Raw genomic sequence first — 15,544 nt, forward strand, 5'->3', positions numbered from 1 at the left:
ATTATGCGTAAAAACTAATTAACTTTTGCTTACTTTGAGGCTGCATTTTTAGAAGCAACGAGTTTATAGCTGATTAAGTCCCCTGTTAAGACAAGCTAAGTATACAAAAGTTTAAAATTTCTGAAGTGAGTAAAAACGCGCCATTGTCCGGCTTATGGGCTATTATTCTGGGAGGGTCGAGTGGGTTTGGTTTCGCAACTGTCGAAAAACTGGCGCAGAAGGGAATGAACATCGCTGCACTTTACCGTGAAACTTCAATTGGCGAGAAAGCTTTATTCGGAAAATTTGCAGAGATCGCATCTGAAAATAATATCACGATCCTTCCTTACAATATCAATGCTTTAAGCACAGAAGGCCGGGAAACTTTTCTTGAAAGATTTACATCAACAAACGGCGTTTCAAAACATAAAGTAAAACTGTTACTGCACTCCATCGCCCGTGGAAATTTGAAGCCGCTGGCAGGTGTGAAAGACACAAATGATGAGCTTTCCACCGAGGATATACAGTTCACCAGTTATGCCATGGCGAACAGTTTATTAGACTGGACACGTACCATACTCGATGCTGAACTATTTCATCATGATGCGCGCGTTATCGGCCTCACCAGCGAGGGCGCCCATAAACATTGGGATGGCTATGCAGCGGTATCAATCGCAAAAGCATCCTTAGAGAGTCTGGCTAAATATATGGCGGTGGAATTTGCACACTTCGGTATAAAAACAAATTTGATACAAGCTGGTATTACAGCTACGTCATCATTAAAAATGATCCCAGGAAGCGAAAAACTATTAGAGATAGGCAAAAGCCGTAACCCGCTGGGAAGAATAACCCAACCGGAGGATGTGGCTAAAGTGATCTCGTTATTATGTAGTGACGACGCGTTCTGGATAAATGGCGCATTAATTCACGTAGATGGAGGCGAGCACTGTCGTTAATAGATGTGCGAATGTGCAGATGCGAGGATGTGCGGATGGAGTGGATTTGCAGATGTGCAGATGTGCAAATTGATTTATTAAATTTATTAATATGAGAAATTTACTTTTTCTATTTTCATAATCTAACTATCATGATTTTTTCATCTGCACATCTGCATATTTGCACATTCGCACATTATAAAATTTCATCTGCACATCAGCACATTCGCACATCTGCACATTATGTTTAAGGATATACTCGACCAGCTTCCTTATAAATCATCCTTCCGCTTTGTGGATCATATCACTGCGCTGGATGAGGATGGGGTAACCGGCGATTATACTTTGCGGCCAGATTCTTTTTTTTACGAGGATCATTTTGTGGGCAATCCGGTTACGCCGGGAGTGATCATCACCGAAATAATGGCGCAGATAGGGTTGGTGGTGCTGGGTATATTTTTGTTATCAAAAGAGGCAACAACTGGTAAAGGCGAAACAAACTTTCCTTTGTTCACGTCTACTGATATTTCGTTCCACAAAATAGTTTTGCCGGGCGAAAGAGTGACGGTTGTCTCAAAAAAACAATATTTTCGTTTCGGCAAGCTGAAATGCTATGTCGAGATGTGGGACAGTTCTAACGATTTAATTGCAAAAGGAATGTTTTCGGGCATTGTAAAAAAGGTGAGTATTAAAAAATGAACAGGCGTGTTGTGGTGACCGGGTTGGGTATTGTTGCACCTAACGGAATTGGGATACCAGCTTTTTTAAATGCTATACAGCATGGAATTTCGGGGATAAAATTTGTACCGCTGTACGAGGAGCTCCACATGAGCTGCCAGGTAGCGGGACAGCCTGCTTTTGAGTGGGAGAACCTGCGGAATTATATCTCGGAAGTTACTTTTTATGGCCTGAAGGGCACCAATATCGGCTACGGGATTACTGCAGCTATGGATGCCTGGACTGACTCAGGAATGGAATTCGATACCGAAGAACCGCGCTGGGAAACCGGCTGCGTGTTTGGAAATAGCACGCCTGACACACAGGCCATGAAGAATGTGATTACCCGCGTTGACAATAAAGAGTCAAAAAAATTAGGCTCGCGCGTGGTAGAACAAACCATGAACAGCGGTGTTACTTCTTATATATCAGGCCGTTTGGGTTTGGGGAACAAAGTTGTAACCAACTCGTCGGCTTGTGCTACGGGTACGCAGGCGGTATTGATGGGCTACGAGTACATTAAGCACGGCTATGCCCAACGAATGGTAGTGGGCAGTGCCGAACATATAGACCCTTATGTTTTCGGAACTTTTGATTCAATGCGGGTGTTATCGCGCAAGTTTAACGATCAGCCCGAAAGGGCATCACGACCAATGAGCGCGACGGCAGGTGGGTTCGTTCCGGGATCGGGCGCAGCAGCACTTATACTGGAAGACCTTGATTTTGCGTTAGAGCGTGGTGCTAAAATTTATGCGGAGGTATTGGGAGGCTCGTCCAATTCAGGCGGGCAGCGTGGCGGAGGCTCGATGACGGCGGCTAATTCAACGGGAGTGATTCGTTGCATTGAGGAATCGGTACGTAATTCAGGGATTAACCCTAATGACATTGACCTGATCAGCGGACATCTGACAGCGACTATGGCCGACAGGCAGGAGATACAGAACTGGAGCAAAGTGCTAGGTCGCAGTGGAAAAGATTTTCCGTTGACCAATTCGCTGAAATCCATGGTGGGGCATAGCCTGAGTGCGGCGGGTTCTATTGAATCTGTGGCATGCGTATTGCAAATATTTCATCAATTTGTGCATCCAAATATTAACTTAGAGGATCCAAATACAGAAATAATAAATATGGTGAGCGTTGATAGCTTACCAACGAGTATGATAAAAAAGGAAATTAATATTGTAGCGAAGGCAAATTTTGGTTTTGGCGACGTTAATTCCTGCTTAATTTTTTCAAAATTTAACAACTAATGACCAGAGAAGAAACTTTAAATGAGCTTAAAAAGGTAATTGCCCCTTATACCGTAAATAAGGAGATGCTGGCCGGCATTAACGACCAGACAGACCTGATAAGAGATTTAAAAATTAATTCGGCCAATTTGGTTGACATTATTATTGACGCGGAAGCAAAATATGATATCGAGATCGATTACGATTCGGCAGACAGAATGACTAACGTTGGCAGCTGTCTGGATGTGATCACCGAAAAAATCAATCAAAGATAAAATGATCAGCACGGGCAATGATATTGTAGCGCTCAAGGCTATCAATGTTGCCCGCACCAAACAGCAAAACTTTTACAGCAAGATCATTACCGAAACTGAAAAGGCTCTGTACGATGAGCAGTTTTCGGACAGGCTTCCTTTTGAGCAATTTGTCTGGCTGGCCTGGTCGGTAAAGGAGTCTGTTTTTAAATATTTGCAGAGGGTCAATCCTAATCTGGTATTTTCTCCTTCTAAGATAAAGCTCGCTAAACTCGTTGCGCCTGTTGCCGGAAATGCATCCAATTTTGAAGGGCGAGATTTTAATAGCGAAACGGTTTATAGAGGAGTATTCGATATTAGTCCGCATACCTTTTATTCCCGGACGATCATTACGGATGATTTCATTTTTTCCGTAGTTAACCACACCAATAATTTCGAAAAAGTAATGTGGGGCATTAAAAAAATCGAGTCACCAGATGCTGACGATCAATCAAAAGCAGTACGGCTTTTTGCATTAACTATGTTGAATACCTTTTTCCCGAATGCTGAATTGGAGATCGATAAAAACAAGCATTCATGCCCGATCATATTGAAAGATGAAATCGAAATCCCAGTACCCATCTCTTTAACGCACCACGATCATTGGGTGGGTTATTCTTTTCAGCTATAATCGGCTTTGCATTTCCATTAAATATCTCTAATATTAGTTTATGGAAAAACCATCAAACAGCCGCCGCGATTTTGTAAAAACTACCGCAGCAGGATTGGGTCTTCTGACCTTACCACAATTATTGCATGCGAATCCTGCTGAAGCAAGCTCAAAAAAGAAAGTGGTTTGCTTTGGTGCACATCCCGACGATCCCGAAAGCGGTTGCGGCGGAACGCTGGCCAAACTGGCTGCCAAAGGTCATGATGTAACCATTATTTATTTGACTACCGGCGAAGCTGGCATAGACGGTAAAAGTCACGACGAAGCCGCTGCCATTCGCAAGCAGGAAGCCATTAATGCCTGTGCTATTTTGAAAACCAAATACATTTTTGTTGGGCAGATAGACGGCGATACCATAATGGATAATTCCTGGCTGCAGAAAGTGCAAAAGATTATTGCCGATGAAAAACCTGACATGGTATTTACCCACTGGCCGGTTGATAGCCATAAAGATCACCAGATAGCAAGTCTGCTGATGATACAGACGTGGGTACGCTCTGGTAAAAAATACCCGTTATACTTTTTTGAGGTGTGCACCGGAGAACAAACCATGATATTCCGCCCAACGGATTATGTAGACATCACCGATACCCAGGAACAAAAACGCCACGCCATTTATTGCCACAAAAGCCAGGACCCACCCGGCATTTACGCCTGCGGGCACACCGCTATGGAAGATTTTCGCGGCAGGGAACTGGGCGTAAAAGCAGCTGAAGCTTTTGTTTATATGACGGGTAAGGGAATGGGTTGGGGGATGGAATAAATTATTCTTAATAGTCTAATGCAGGTTGCAGACAATTCTTTGATGCGTTTTAGTTTTGATCAAAATTAAATTAGTATCCCGGGATGCTTTATAAACGGAATCTGATATTTCAACCTGTTTTTGGAACTGTGGCCAATGATGCTCTAGTAAGTATTCTTTGCCCGAAACAGTAATATACATTTCCTCTTTGATGGTTTTCCGGATACCCGTTATCTTTCCATTTAACGATAATAGATGTGTATACTTATAATCAGAGTACTCACTGTAAAGCGTGTATGCTGTTAACAGGGTGAAAAAAGTAAGAAACCACCAGTTCTTTTTTATAAAACTCATATATCAAAAATTAAACCCTCTTTTCCGGGCTTGATCTTCAATCAAAGCCCCCGCATCTGCGTCCAATAAAATCTCACAATTCGGGTGCAATTGCACCACCGATGCAGGTATATCCGTAGTTACCGGACCAAGAATAGCCTGGCGAACAATCTCTGCCTTATGCGCGCCTTTTGCGATCAGGATCACTTTTCGGGTGTGCATGATATTTTTGATACCGCGCGTCAGTCCGCCCAGCTCAACTGAATCAGGTACTTGTGTTTCGCGGCGAACCCTTGCTTCAAAATCAGTATCCATGGGCGATATCCAGGTTTCGCTTTCAAAAGGGGTTCCCGGTTGGTTGATGCCGATGTGGCCGTTGCTGCCGATGCCCAGCATTTGCAGGTCGGGGCCTCCACGCTCAGCTAAACGTTTTTCAAAAAGTAATGCTTCTGCCTCAAAATCATCTGAAAGGGTTGGCGGCATGATAAAATTTTCATCCGGAATACCAATCGGACCGGCAATCTGGTTCAGGATCATGGTATAGCAACTGCCCGCATAATCGCGCGACAGGTTGGTCAGTTCATCTACATTGAACAACGTAATACGTGAGACATCAAAAGGGTACTTCTGGTAAATTTCTGACACAATACGGTGCATATCGATGGTAGTTTGCCCGGTGGATAGACCGATAACGGCATTAGGTTTCTCCAGCATTTGCGCTATGATGCGCCATGCTGCGGTTATATTAAATTCCTGTTCGTCTTTGCAAATAGTGATCTTCATTGGGTTGTTTTTATAGGTCTTTCAGATGTTCGTTAAAAAATTGGTCGATGGCTTCCATTGCTGCGGTCTCGTCTTCCCCTTCGGCAATAATAGAAATTGTTTCGCCGCCTTTAGCAGCAAGGGAAAGAATATTCAGCAGGCTGTTCAGCTTTACCGTCTTATCTCCTTTTTTTATGCTGATGACTGATTTATAATTCTTGGTCAGCTTTACCAAAGCCGTTGCCGGGCGGGCGTGTATCCCTTCAGCTGAAGTGATAATGTAATCTTTTGATATCATTGAGTTTTCTCCTGCAAATAATTGGTGATGTCTTTGGAATTGTCCATTTGCTTCACATCTTCGTATACCTTTCGCGCTTCTGCTAAACTGGCTTTGATGATCTTACTTTTTACCACCGGAATGGATGAAGCGCTCATAGAAAATTCTGTCAATCCCATGCCTAACAATAACAAAGTCGCCCTCGGATCACCAGCCAACTCGCCGCACATACCTACCTCGATATTGGCTTTATGCCCTTGCTCGATCACATTCGCGATCAATCGCAATACCGCAGGATCAAACGGATCATACAAATCTTTGATCTTCTCATTCATCCGGTCGACCGCAAGGGTATATTGGGTAAGGTCATTGGTGCCAATGCTGAAAAAATCAACCTCTTTAGCCAAAAGATCAGCTATAACCGCAGCAGATGGTATTTCGATCATAATACCAATTTTGATATCACGATCAAATGAAATGCCTTGATTAGCTAGTTCCTGCATTGCTTCTTTCAGAATAGCTTTTGCCGTCCTGATCTCATTCACCGTAGCAATCATTGGGAACATGATCTTCAGTTTACCGAAGGCGCTTGCACGTAAAATAGCTTTGAGTTGCGTAATGAAAATATCTTTCCTGTCCAGGCATAAACGTATAGCCCGATAGCCCAGGAAGGGGTTTTGTTCCTCCGGAAAATTGAAATAGGGTAATTGTTTATCTCCGCCTATATCCAGGGTGCGAACAGTAACGGGCTTGCCTTTGGCTTTCAGGGCTACCGCTTTATAAAACTCAAATTGTTCCTCTTCGGATGGAAAATCATTCCGTCCCAGGAAAAGAAATTCGGTACGGAACAAGCCCGAGCCCTGTGCACCAAACTCCAAAGCATTTTCCATTTCAGCTGCGTCAGCTATGTTGGAAAGTAGGTGGGCTTCCGTTCCGTCTATCGTTTTAGCAGGAGTATCTTTTAGTGACTTGAGTAAATTCAATTCCTTTACCCAGGAATCACGCTTTGCTTCAAATTCTTTTATTGTTTCTCCATCAGGATTAATAATAATCGATCCATTTTGCCCATCAAGAATAAGCCCATCGCCGTCTTCAACAGATTGCAAATCTGCACCACATCCCAAAACCGCCGGTATTCCTCTTGATTTAGCAATAATAGCCGCATGGGATGTTTTACCACCGATCTGTGTAGCGAATCCGGCAATTTTAGTGATATCCATTGAAATGGTGTCTGATGGAGCCAGGTCTACGGCAATGATGATAGTGCCTGCCTCATAGTCCTGATCAATACCTATGGCAGGAGTTAAATTTTTGACTATGCGATTGCCAATGTCTTCTATATCGGCAGCACGTGCGCTCATGTAGTCATTATCCATGCTTTTGAATACTTCAACAGCAGCTTGAATAACCTCGATTACGGCATCGTTTACATTCTTCCGCTCTGCTTTGATCTTCTCTACTACATCTTCACGTATCTGCGGGTCGCCCAAAAGTTCGATGTGCGCTTCAAGTATCTCCAAGCCCTCACTTCCCTGTGAAGCGTCGTGATTGCTCATCATCAATTCCACTTCGGTAACTGAAACGGCTACAGCATTATCAAACTTTTCTATCGCGATAGTAATTTCCTCATTATTCAACAAAAGAGTGCCAGTCAGCGCAACCGCCTGCTTTTTGATCACGCGGGCCTTGCCTATCGCGATGCCTGGAGAAACGCCTATGCCACTGATCGTCATACAAAAAGATGGATTATGCTGCCCACAAAGCCGAGCGCCAATAAGCCCAGCAGCAGGTAGGTAGTTTTTACATTCCTTTTCACAAAGTAGTATACCAGGAAGGTCAACCCCAGCGGTATCATTGCGGGAACGATCTGGTCTAAAACGCTCTGCACAGTAACTGCGGAAGATGATCCACCGATTGACAAAGGTGTTTTGATGGACATCAAAGTTGCAGGCATAGCGCCTACTACCATTAATCCCAATATAGCAGCACCTTGAGTCAATTTATCCATCACATTACTTTTTGACAGATTTTGAAGGAATTTAGTTCCTGCATTATAGCCAATAAAAGTGAGATTATACCTAAGCAGCAAATGTGGCACGTTAAATATCACTAAGAAAAGAATCGGCCCTAAAACATTACCTTTCATGGCCAATGAGGTGCCCACTCCGGCCGCGATCACTTTAAAAGTTCCCCAAAACAACGAGTCGAACACGCCTGCTAATGGTCCCATCAAACCCAGTTTTACCGAGCTGATGGAATCTTCATCAAAGTCTGCGTCCTGGCTATTTTGCTCTTCCATAGCCGCCGTAATGCCGATGATCAGCGTTGAACCATAGGGACTGGTATTGAACAATTGCAAATGGCGTTTTAATGCAGACGCCATGGCCTCTTTTGTGTTATACAGTTTCTTTAAAACCGGGATGATAGTAAAAGCAAAACCTGTATTCTGCCAGGTTTCAAAGTTGAAATTCGCCTCCAGGGTAAGCGACCGAAAAAACAACGATCTGATAGTGCTATTGCTTAATTTCTGACCGGTTAAAACGGTTACAGGTTCTGGCGCAGGTTCGTCAAAATCGAAATCATCATTAGTTGTCGCGGCAGGTTTTGGAGGATCTTGAGTAACGATCAGGGCAATGATCACCCCCAATCCGCCAATCGCAATAATGGGTAGTTTTAAAAAAGCCGCCAGCATAAAACCCAGGAAGAAATAAGGCGCGACACGTTTGTTGAACATCAGGTTCATCAGCAGGGCAAAGCCGAGTGCAGGTAACATGTTTCCTGCCACCTGTAAGCCTGATTGCACCCAGGCCGGTATCATATCCAGGAAAGACTTTACGGCATTGGTACCTAGTTCTAACGCAATAAAAATTATGATGCCCATTAGAACAGGCTTCAACAATCCCGAAAGGATATGTAGTCGCTGTATACTTTTGTAATCTCCTTCCTCGGCGCATTGGTTGAATTTCTTGTTGAACACAGCCCTGAAAACAAACAAACCGCTGATCACCATTTCTGATAAAATAGAGATCGGCACAGCCAGCGCCAAAGCAATAGCCGGGCCTTTATGCGAGATGATGGCAAAAGCAGTACCCAACACTCCACCTGTAATAATATCCGGCGGAATAGCTGCTCCTACCTTGATATTTCCCATAAAGATCAATTCCAGCGTGGCGCCGATCATTACGCCCTGAGTCACATCGCCTAACACCAATCCTACCAAAGGTCCTAAAACAAGCGGCCTGCTCAGTAATGTAGTTCCCAGGAAGTCTTCAAAATGACCGAAAATGGCTATAGCGGTAAGCAGCAGGTAGGTTGCGAGCACGGTATCGGGTTTTAAATCAGCGTTTCGATCAATATTTTTTTATCGGTTGGCACCTGCCGCACTTCCAGTTCGATTCCTTTGGCAAGCAATTCTTTTGCAATCTCAATATCTTCATCGGTTACTGCAATGGCTTTTGATATCAGTTTTGTCCCTTCTTTGGTTCGCAATCCACCGAAATTGATGGACTGAATTTCTTTTACCCCATTGGCCAGCGCAGCTGCATCCTTTACCGAATTGATCAGCACCAAAACTTTCATAGGCTGACTGCGTGGGTCATTTAAAAAAGTGATGGTATCAGCCAGCGACTTGATAAGCAGTTTTGCTGAAGGTGGTTTGGCCAAATTGAGCGTCATTTTCATGAACTCGTCGGCGGCAACTTTATCGTTGGCTACTATCAGGCAATCGGCGCTTATAGCGGGAGTCCATGTGAAAGATACCTGGCCGTGCAATAAACGGTCGTCAATACGGGTTAGCTTAATCATTATCGTTATTCAGGGTGATGAGATGGTTTACATATACCATTTGTCCTTTGGCATTATGAATGGCTTCTTCAATTACTTCGGTTACCGGGGTATCCGCGTCAGACAGGGCGATCTCGATCAGCAAAGGCAAATTAAAACCGGATACTATGTGCACATTATCCCGAAGCGCATTGCGCAACATAATATTGTTCACGCTGCCGCCAAGCAAGTCGGTAAAGATTATCAGTTCATCTGTATCAGAAATAGTTGCAAGCACATCTGCCAGTTCATCCTCTACGGGGCGGCTTTCATCCAAATATGCCTGTATCAGGAGTATATTCTCCATTTCGCCAGCAATCATGTCCAAAGCCGACTTTACCCCCTTTGCAAAAGCACCATGGGTAGCTATCAAAAACTTCCTTGTTTTAGGTTGTTGATCCATAAAATAATTGGTACAGTTACCTGGCCTAACTGTGTTATAGGTACACGCAATAATAATCAATTTTGGTCTTTAAAAGCCAAAAACCTTAATTATCTCTCTGTCAAAAGATTTCCCTTGCGTAGGCCGCATCCATTGGTGTAGTATTTCTGCACAGTTGCATAGTAAACACGCTCGCTCGTATAGTTTAAAATTTCGACATTAATATTTCATTCATATTTATATAAGCAATTCTTTTTGAATTACTTACAGCAATTTACTGTACCAGATAAAACAATCAATCATCTAAAAAAATCATAAAAAACCTGACACAAAATGAAAAAACTATTACTACTACCCCTGCTATTTGCTTTCGCGTTGATGGCAAATGCTCAATCAACTGATTACCATGCATTCAAGGTTGACATCCAGGTTGGATACGCCAGTCCGAGCGGCAGCAGCGGCGATGGAGGTACCAAAGGTGGTGCGACCTTTACTATTCAGCCGCATTATAGAATCTCTAACGATTTTGCGCTTGGTTTACGCCTTGAAGGCGCCGCTATTGGGTATATCAATAAGGCTGTTAGTTCCGATACCAAAGTTTACCTGCTTACCTCTTATATGCTTACTGCCGAATATTATTTCACCAACAATGGTTTCAGGCCGTTCATAGGTGCTGGCGCAGGTCTTGTATACCAAAGATCGGCAAGTGGTGATAGTGACTACGCCGGTTTGGTTTCGGGTGGAAGCCGTGTTGGTGCGTTCCCTGAGCTTGGTTTTGAATACGGGCACCTCCGTGTATCTGCCGATTATGATGCTATGGGTAAAGGCGCCAATTATTTCGCCTTCAAGATAGGCGCCTTCTTTGGCGGTGGCAGCAAAAAGAAATAGCTACCAGGTTAAGCTGAATTCTCATTAGTTCTTTATAATAAGTTCGGTTATTATTAACACAAGGCCCTTTGGAGAGAGGGCCTTAACCTTTTAATGTGCAGATGGAGTAGATGTGCAGATGGAATTGATTTGCAGATGTGCGGATGTGCAGATGTGCAAATGGATTTTTAATTTTATAATATGGCGAATGCCCTTTTTAATTCCAAAATCTGACTACGATGTATTTTTCATCTGCACATCCGCACATTTGCATATCTGCTTATTATTTATCCTGCATTCTTTCTATCATCGTGTAAATATCCGACGGCTTTTTCCCATTCTCGCGCAGATATTTAATTGATGTTGATCCTGCAGATTTTGATAGCTTTTGACCTGATGGCTCTGTCAGTAAAGGATGATGATGAAATCTTATCCTGCTAAACCTGTCTTCACCTAAAGCCAAAGCCAGTTGATGTTGAGCAATGGTAGATGACCACAAATCCTGCCCACGGACAACAAGATCAATATTATAATGAAGATCATCAATTATCGAAGCCAGCTGATAGGCTGGTATACTATCTCTCCTCCTGATAACAAAGTTCTGCATCTCTGGCGGTAAAGTGGCGTAAGTTATCTCTCCGTCATAATTTCTGATAGCTAACTCTTTTTCATCCGTAATCAATCGCCAGGCTGCATTCTCAGTATCCAAAGGGATATACTTTTCAAGACAAGTACAAGGCTGTATATTCTTAATTTGTTGGCGCGAACAGGTGCAGGCGAAGACCAATCCTTTATCACATAGTTTATTAAGAGCTTCATGATATAACTCCATCCGATGAGTTTGTGACCAATTATCATGAAAGTCCTGAACATTCCGCGGACCAATATCCCACGAAATCTCCAGATAATTAAGCGTATCGAAAATATCCTGGACGTATTCTTCATTGGCCCTTGCCTGGTCAAGATCATCAATCCTCAGTAAAACCTTGGCATTGTTCTTTTTTGCAAAGGCAGATATAATGGCGAACGACAGAATATTTCCCACATGCAAAAAACCGCTTGGGGTAGGCGCTATTCGAGTATGGTTAATGGTATCTGTCACTATTCGGATATCGGCTTAATCCTTGCAAATTACAACAAAAAACCCGGCTGTAACACCGGGCCTTTAGCATTAATTAGAGACGATATGAAGTCCTTTTTATAGCTTGACAAAAGTAGCCTGGCCAACCAGTTTATTATCGCTTTCATCAGCCACCTGCAATATATAGGTACCCGGCATCAGGCTGCTTACATCGGTTTGCCAGCGTGGATTGGTAGTCGACATTGTTTTTATCAATATTCCTGATGTGCTTACAATTTTAACAGCGTAATTATTGGTAACTGTTGTCGGCGTTGCAATAGGGCTACCTATCAGGTTGCCTCCCGGCGAGCTGATGGTATTGTCGATCTTAGCAATGATCAGGTTAAGCGGTCCGTTGGTCGGGTTAGGGTAAATTGTCAGGTTACCACCAAGACCGTTGGTATATACCAATGCCACTGCATTTGAATAAGTAATATTTCCGTTCAGATCCTCCATTTTCAGGCGATAGATATTCTCTCCTGCCGAGAAAGATCTGTCCAGGAAGCTATAGTTGCCTTGTCCGGTTGAAGGTTTGCCATATATGATGTTGTAAGTTGCACCACCATCAGTACTTCTCTCCAATGTGAAGTGCGTGTAATTCTGCTCGTTGGTTACAGTCCACTGCAATTGCGAGCCGGATTGTGTTTTGGTACCGGTAAAGTTTACCAGCTTAAATTGCAGCGAATCACTTTGCCTGATTATCAATTGAAAACGGTTGCTTCCGTATGAATTGGTATCCGCGCTGATTGTGAAAGAATATTGAGGCGTTTTCCGCATATCTACAGAATCCTTCAAATATTTATCCATCAACCACACTTCATAGATTGGTTCAATAGCTTCCAGCTCTGTCATCTGCATGGTATAATTACCCGCCGCACGAGCCGATGCATACAATGGAATTACTAGTGGTTTTACCCCTGGTAAAGGCATTTTATTTATGCTGACCTGTACGCTATCGCTTGTATAGCTGGCCATACTTACTTTACCGGTGCCCTGTTTATATTGCGCATCTTCATCAACTACAAATTGCGGGTGATAAGACGAGCTAAATCCTATATAAGTATCGTCGGTATTGATGCTGTCTTGCGCTACTGCCATTTGCAGACGTATATGCTCATCAACAGGTGTTTGAGCCGTATTCAGTCCGCTTTGCGTATCCATAAACAGGTTTAACCCTGTATTCTGGTTCACAGTTTTTGCTGATTCGTTGAATATAAGCTGGGGGCTCGATGAGTTGGTAGCCTTCACAAAGAAGCCTTGTCCACTCACAATTGTTCTGCGTCCATGGTTCGTATATGCGCCCCCTTTTTGATAAGTATCATAGTTTTGCGTAGCCGGGTTAAGCTCATATACCGTTGTGCTTACATTGTTGCCATAAATACCACTGGTAGGTGAACTGGAGTTGAACTGCTCCCAATCGATAGAACTGGCGTATGGGTTACCCACCATGTTAAATCCGCGAACAGCGTAATTGGTATTACTTCCCGTTCCTGTGCCTGTATAATTTAAATTAGCCGAACCGGAGGTATACCAAATATAAACGACAACCTGTCCCTGGTTTAACGTTCCGGTTGCCGTCATGGTAGCCGATACAGGTACATAACCCACTGTTGTTTCGGTAGCAACTGAAGCCGATGCCCTATTGCCTCTGAAAAAGAACAGGTAGCCATTACCCACAGGGAATGAATAAGTACCCGAGCCAGTTGCTCCTGACAATGCATAATTATAAGACGGTGAATTATTTAATTTGTCCACTCCCCAGAAATTTCCGCTCACGAACGATGCATTTGACGGCGTAACATTTTCAAGGAACATATATAGAGTCGGATTACCGGTTTTATCAAATCCACCACCGGCGGCCCCCGTCAGGTACATGCTGTTTTGCAAATAATTTAAACTGAAAACGTTAACAGACCCGTTTGAGGCTACATATACAGGTGACGAACCCAAATGATAACTGCGATAGGCTATGTTACCGCCTGTTAAATAACGTTGTACATTGACATTGCCTGTAATGCTTGGCCCTGATATTGCTGCTACCGAGCCAGAGCCGGTGGCGTCTGAATTGATGGTCAGATTACCATTAGCTGCTAAAACTGTGGCTGGGTTGGTTCCGCTCATGGTCAAAACACCGGAAGAAGCAATATTGAAACCACCGCTGGTCATAGTTTTTGTACCGGCACCGCTAAAGGTAACATAGTAGAAAGTTGTGCCATTACCCGGGCCACCTGCAAGACTTTCCGTAGTTCCGGTAAAGTTTACAACCGGGCTGCTCAGCGCTGCATAGTTGGAAGCATCATTAGCCAATGTATTGGTAAAATCTCCGTTGATGTTTAAGTTGCCGGACAAAGCTGTTTTTACCCCTGTTCCGGAGAATGCCAGATTCTGATAACTTACACCAGAGGATAAACCTGTAATGGCGGCAGTAGTATAAACCGTTTGTGCCGCGCCTGAATATTGAATTGTAGCACCTGTATTATTAAAGGTAACTACGTTTGTGCCGGTAGATGAGAGGCCTGATAATGCTGCGCTTCCAGCAAGCTGCAGCGTAGCCGTTGTAGTTGGTGCAACTATAAAGCTTGAAGTAGTACCCACGGTATTGGTAGTTTGAATTGTACCTGAAATTGCTGCGGTACCGCCTGTTATTTTAAATGTAGAATTAAACAGGTTTGCTCCTGAATTGGATGATGTCAATGAAACATTACCGGAAATATTCAGGTTGGTAACCGATGAGGTGAAATTGCCGGTATATGAACTTGATAATGTTGTATTGGAAATTACGCTGATGCTGCCTGCATTTATTGTACCTACACCTGATAAAGTTGTCGTATATCCCAATCCTGAGTTGGCATCGCTTTGATAGGTAATTGCTCCCGATACGTTTAAGGTACTTCCGCTGTTTACCACTACACCTGGTGCCTGACCTCCGGTATTCCCAAACTGGATTGAACCCACATTGACTGTGCCTGCCGACGCCAGAACGTTAGGGAAATTGGTAAATGTTTTGTTCACCCCGATCAAAGCCTGGTCGGTACTTGAAGGTACGGTGCCTGATAACCAGTTCGAACCAGTATTCCAATCGGTGCTTGTTGTACCAATCCAGTCAAATGAGGCTACACACGATAAGGTAACAGTAGTACTTCCGCTGCCTGTAATATTATAAGCTGTGATAGTATAGGTAGTTGGCGAGAAAGTTACTGTTGGCGTACCTGAAATAACACCGGTGCTTGTATTGAACGACAAACCCGCAGGCAATGGCGAACTGATGTGATAGCCACCTGATGCCGGATATTCTTTTACTGTATTGCTGGTGTAATCTGATATATACAGGTTACCGTTGGCATCTGCCACAAAGCCTTCTACGTCTGTAAGTCCTGTGATCGTATTCAGCAATACACCTGCAGAACTGTATATTC

16 protein-coding genes are annotated in these 15,544 nt (G+C 43.5%); 7 read left to right on the top strand and 9 right to left on the bottom strand.

Annotated features, from left to right (window positions below; genetic code table 11):
• Nucleotides 1–125: 125 nt before the first annotated feature.
• The 6 genes from VIM89_RS09145 (at nt 126) to VIM89_RS09170 (ending at nt 4,586) form a co-directional block, all read left to right on the top strand.
• Entirely contained in the window at nt 126–935 is an 810-nt protein-coding gene (locus VIM89_RS09145) for an SDR family oxidoreductase (RefSeq protein ID WP_488155851.1), read from the top strand.
• Between the two features lie 222 nt (nt 936–1,157).
• Entirely contained in the window at nt 1,158–1,613 is a 456-nt protein-coding gene (locus VIM89_RS09150) for a 3-hydroxyacyl-ACP dehydratase FabZ family protein (RefSeq protein WP_488155852.1), read from the top strand.
• A complete protein-coding gene (locus VIM89_RS09155) occupies nt 1,610–2,881 on the top strand; it encodes a beta-ketoacyl-[acyl-carrier-protein] synthase family protein (protein ID WP_488155853.1) in 1,272 nt (423 codons plus the stop codon). Before VIM89_RS09150 ends, VIM89_RS09155 begins: the two co-directional genes overlap by 4 nt.
• Nucleotides 2,881–3,135 carry an acyl carrier protein gene (locus VIM89_RS09160; protein ID WP_488155854.1) on the top strand — a complete coding sequence of 85 codons (255 nt, stop codon included), beginning with the start codon at nt 2,881–2,883 and terminating at the stop codon, nt 3,133–3,135. Before VIM89_RS09155 ends, VIM89_RS09160 begins: the two co-directional genes overlap by 1 nt.
• Nucleotide 3,136: 1 nt before the next feature.
• Nucleotides 3,137–3,784 (top strand): 4'-phosphopantetheinyl transferase family protein, encoded by a 648-nt coding sequence (locus VIM89_RS09165; protein WP_488155855.1) that lies wholly within the window; start codon nt 3,137–3,139, stop codon nt 3,782–3,784.
• A 40-nt stretch (nt 3,785–3,824) separates the two neighbouring features.
• The gene (locus VIM89_RS09170; RefSeq protein ID WP_488155856.1) at nt 3,825–4,586 is read left to right on the top strand and encodes a PIG-L deacetylase family protein; all 762 of its coding nucleotides are present in this window, start codon (nt 3,825–3,827) and stop codon (nt 4,584–4,586) included.
• 15 nt (nt 4,587–4,601) lie between these two features.
• Here the strand turns inward: VIM89_RS09170 and VIM89_RS09175 are convergent, their stop codons facing one another.
• From VIM89_RS09175 to VIM89_RS09205, 7 genes are read right to left on the bottom strand one after another with little or no spacing between them, the layout of a single operon-like run.
• Nucleotides 4,602–4,919 carry a hypothetical protein gene (locus VIM89_RS09175; protein WP_488155857.1) on the bottom strand — a complete coding sequence of 106 codons (318 nt, stop codon included), beginning with the start codon at nt 4,917–4,919 and terminating at the stop codon, nt 4,602–4,604.
• A 3-nt stretch (nt 4,920–4,922) separates the two neighbouring features.
• Nucleotides 4,923–5,681 (bottom strand): 6-phosphogluconolactonase, encoded by a 759-nt coding sequence (locus tag VIM89_RS09180; protein WP_488155858.1) that lies wholly within the window; start codon nt 5,679–5,681, stop codon nt 4,923–4,925.
• A gap of 10 nt (nt 5,682–5,691) precedes the next feature.
• On the bottom strand, nt 5,692–5,958 hold the full coding sequence (locus VIM89_RS09185; RefSeq protein ID WP_488155859.1) for an HPr family phosphocarrier protein: 267 nt from the start codon (nt 5,956–5,958) through the stop codon (nt 5,692–5,694).
• Nucleotides 5,955–7,670, bottom strand: a complete 1,716-nt coding sequence (gene ptsP / locus VIM89_RS09190; RefSeq protein WP_488155860.1) for a phosphoenolpyruvate--protein phosphotransferase — start codon at nt 7,668–7,670, stop codon at nt 5,955–5,957. Before ptsP ends, VIM89_RS09185 begins: the two co-directional genes overlap by 4 nt.
• Nucleotides 7,667–9,259 carry a PTS system mannose/fructose/sorbose family transporter subunit IID gene (locus tag VIM89_RS09195; RefSeq protein ID WP_488155861.1) on the bottom strand — a complete coding sequence of 531 codons (1,593 nt, stop codon included), beginning with the start codon at nt 9,257–9,259 and terminating at the stop codon, nt 7,667–7,669. Before VIM89_RS09195 ends, ptsP begins: the two co-directional genes overlap by 4 nt.
• A gap of 11 nt (nt 9,260–9,270) precedes the next feature.
• Complete coding sequence (locus VIM89_RS09200; RefSeq protein ID WP_488155862.1) at nt 9,271–9,741, bottom strand: PTS sugar transporter subunit IIB; 471 nt, start codon at nt 9,739–9,741, stop codon at nt 9,271–9,273.
• Nucleotides 9,734–10,162, bottom strand: a complete 429-nt coding sequence (locus VIM89_RS09205) for a PTS sugar transporter subunit IIA (RefSeq protein ID WP_488155863.1) — start codon at nt 10,160–10,162, stop codon at nt 9,734–9,736. Before VIM89_RS09205 ends, VIM89_RS09200 begins: the two co-directional genes overlap by 8 nt.
• A gap of 312 nt (nt 10,163–10,474) precedes the next feature.
• Here VIM89_RS09205 and VIM89_RS09210 point away from each other — a divergent pair, with 312 nt between their 5' ends.
• Nucleotides 10,475–11,029 (top strand): outer membrane beta-barrel protein, encoded by a 555-nt coding sequence (locus VIM89_RS09210; RefSeq protein WP_488155864.1) that lies wholly within the window; start codon nt 10,475–10,477, stop codon nt 11,027–11,029.
• 262 nt (nt 11,030–11,291) lie between these two features.
• On the opposite strand, the gene VIM89_RS09215 is transcribed toward VIM89_RS09210, so the two are convergent.
• Both VIM89_RS09215 and VIM89_RS09220 read right to left on the bottom strand, forming a co-directional pair.
• Nucleotides 11,292–12,110 (bottom strand): glutamate--tRNA ligase family protein, encoded by an 819-nt coding sequence (locus VIM89_RS09215; protein WP_488155865.1) that lies wholly within the window; start codon nt 12,108–12,110, stop codon nt 11,292–11,294.
• Between the two features lie 96 nt (nt 12,111–12,206).
• Nucleotides 12,207–15,544: T9SS type A sorting domain-containing protein (locus VIM89_RS09220; protein WP_488155866.1), on the bottom strand; the 3,338-nt coding region annotated here is incomplete at its 5' end.

It is taken from the genome of Mucilaginibacter sp. (assembly GCF_036568825.1).
Taxonomy (GTDB): domain Bacteria; phylum Bacteroidota; class Bacteroidia; order Sphingobacteriales; family Sphingobacteriaceae; genus Mucilaginibacter.

What these genes read in the sequence shown, in the direction of transcription:
- VIM89_RS09200 (WP_488155862.1), bottom strand. Translation starts at nt 9,741, where the DNA reads ATGATTAAGCTAACCCGTATTGACGACCGTTTATTGCACGGCCAGGTA.
- VIM89_RS09210 (WP_488155864.1), top strand. Translation starts at nt 10,475, where the DNA reads ATGAAAAAACTATTACTACTACCCCTGCTATTTGCTTTCGCGTTGATG.
- VIM89_RS09170 (WP_488155856.1), top strand. Translation starts at nt 3,825, where the DNA reads ATGGAAAAACCATCAAACAGCCGCCGCGATTTTGTAAAAACTACCGCA.
- VIM89_RS09180 (WP_488155858.1), bottom strand. Translation starts at nt 5,681, where the DNA reads ATGAAGATCACTATTTGCAAAGACGAACAGGAATTTAATATAACCGCA.
- VIM89_RS09155 (WP_488155853.1), top strand. Translation starts at nt 1,610, where the DNA reads ATGAACAGGCGTGTTGTGGTGACCGGGTTGGGTATTGTTGCACCTAAC.
- VIM89_RS09150 (WP_488155852.1), top strand. Translation starts at nt 1,158, where the DNA reads ATGTTTAAGGATATACTCGACCAGCTTCCTTATAAATCATCCTTCCGC.
- VIM89_RS09185 (WP_488155859.1), bottom strand. Translation starts at nt 5,958, where the DNA reads ATGATATCAAAAGATTACATTATCACTTCAGCTGAAGGGATACACGCC.
- VIM89_RS09160 (WP_488155854.1), top strand. Translation starts at nt 2,881, where the DNA reads ATGACCAGAGAAGAAACTTTAAATGAGCTTAAAAAGGTAATTGCCCCT.
- VIM89_RS09165 (WP_488155855.1), top strand. Translation starts at nt 3,137, where the DNA reads ATGATCAGCACGGGCAATGATATTGTAGCGCTCAAGGCTATCAATGTT.
- ptsP (WP_488155860.1), bottom strand. Translation starts at nt 7,670, where the DNA reads ATGACGATCAGTGGCATAGGCGTTTCTCCAGGCATCGCGATAGGCAAG.
- VIM89_RS09175 (WP_488155857.1), bottom strand. Translation starts at nt 4,919, where the DNA reads ATGAGTTTTATAAAAAAGAACTGGTGGTTTCTTACTTTTTTCACCCTG.
- VIM89_RS09205 (WP_488155863.1), bottom strand. Translation starts at nt 10,162, where the DNA reads ATGGATCAACAACCTAAAACAAGGAAGTTTTTGATAGCTACCCATGGT.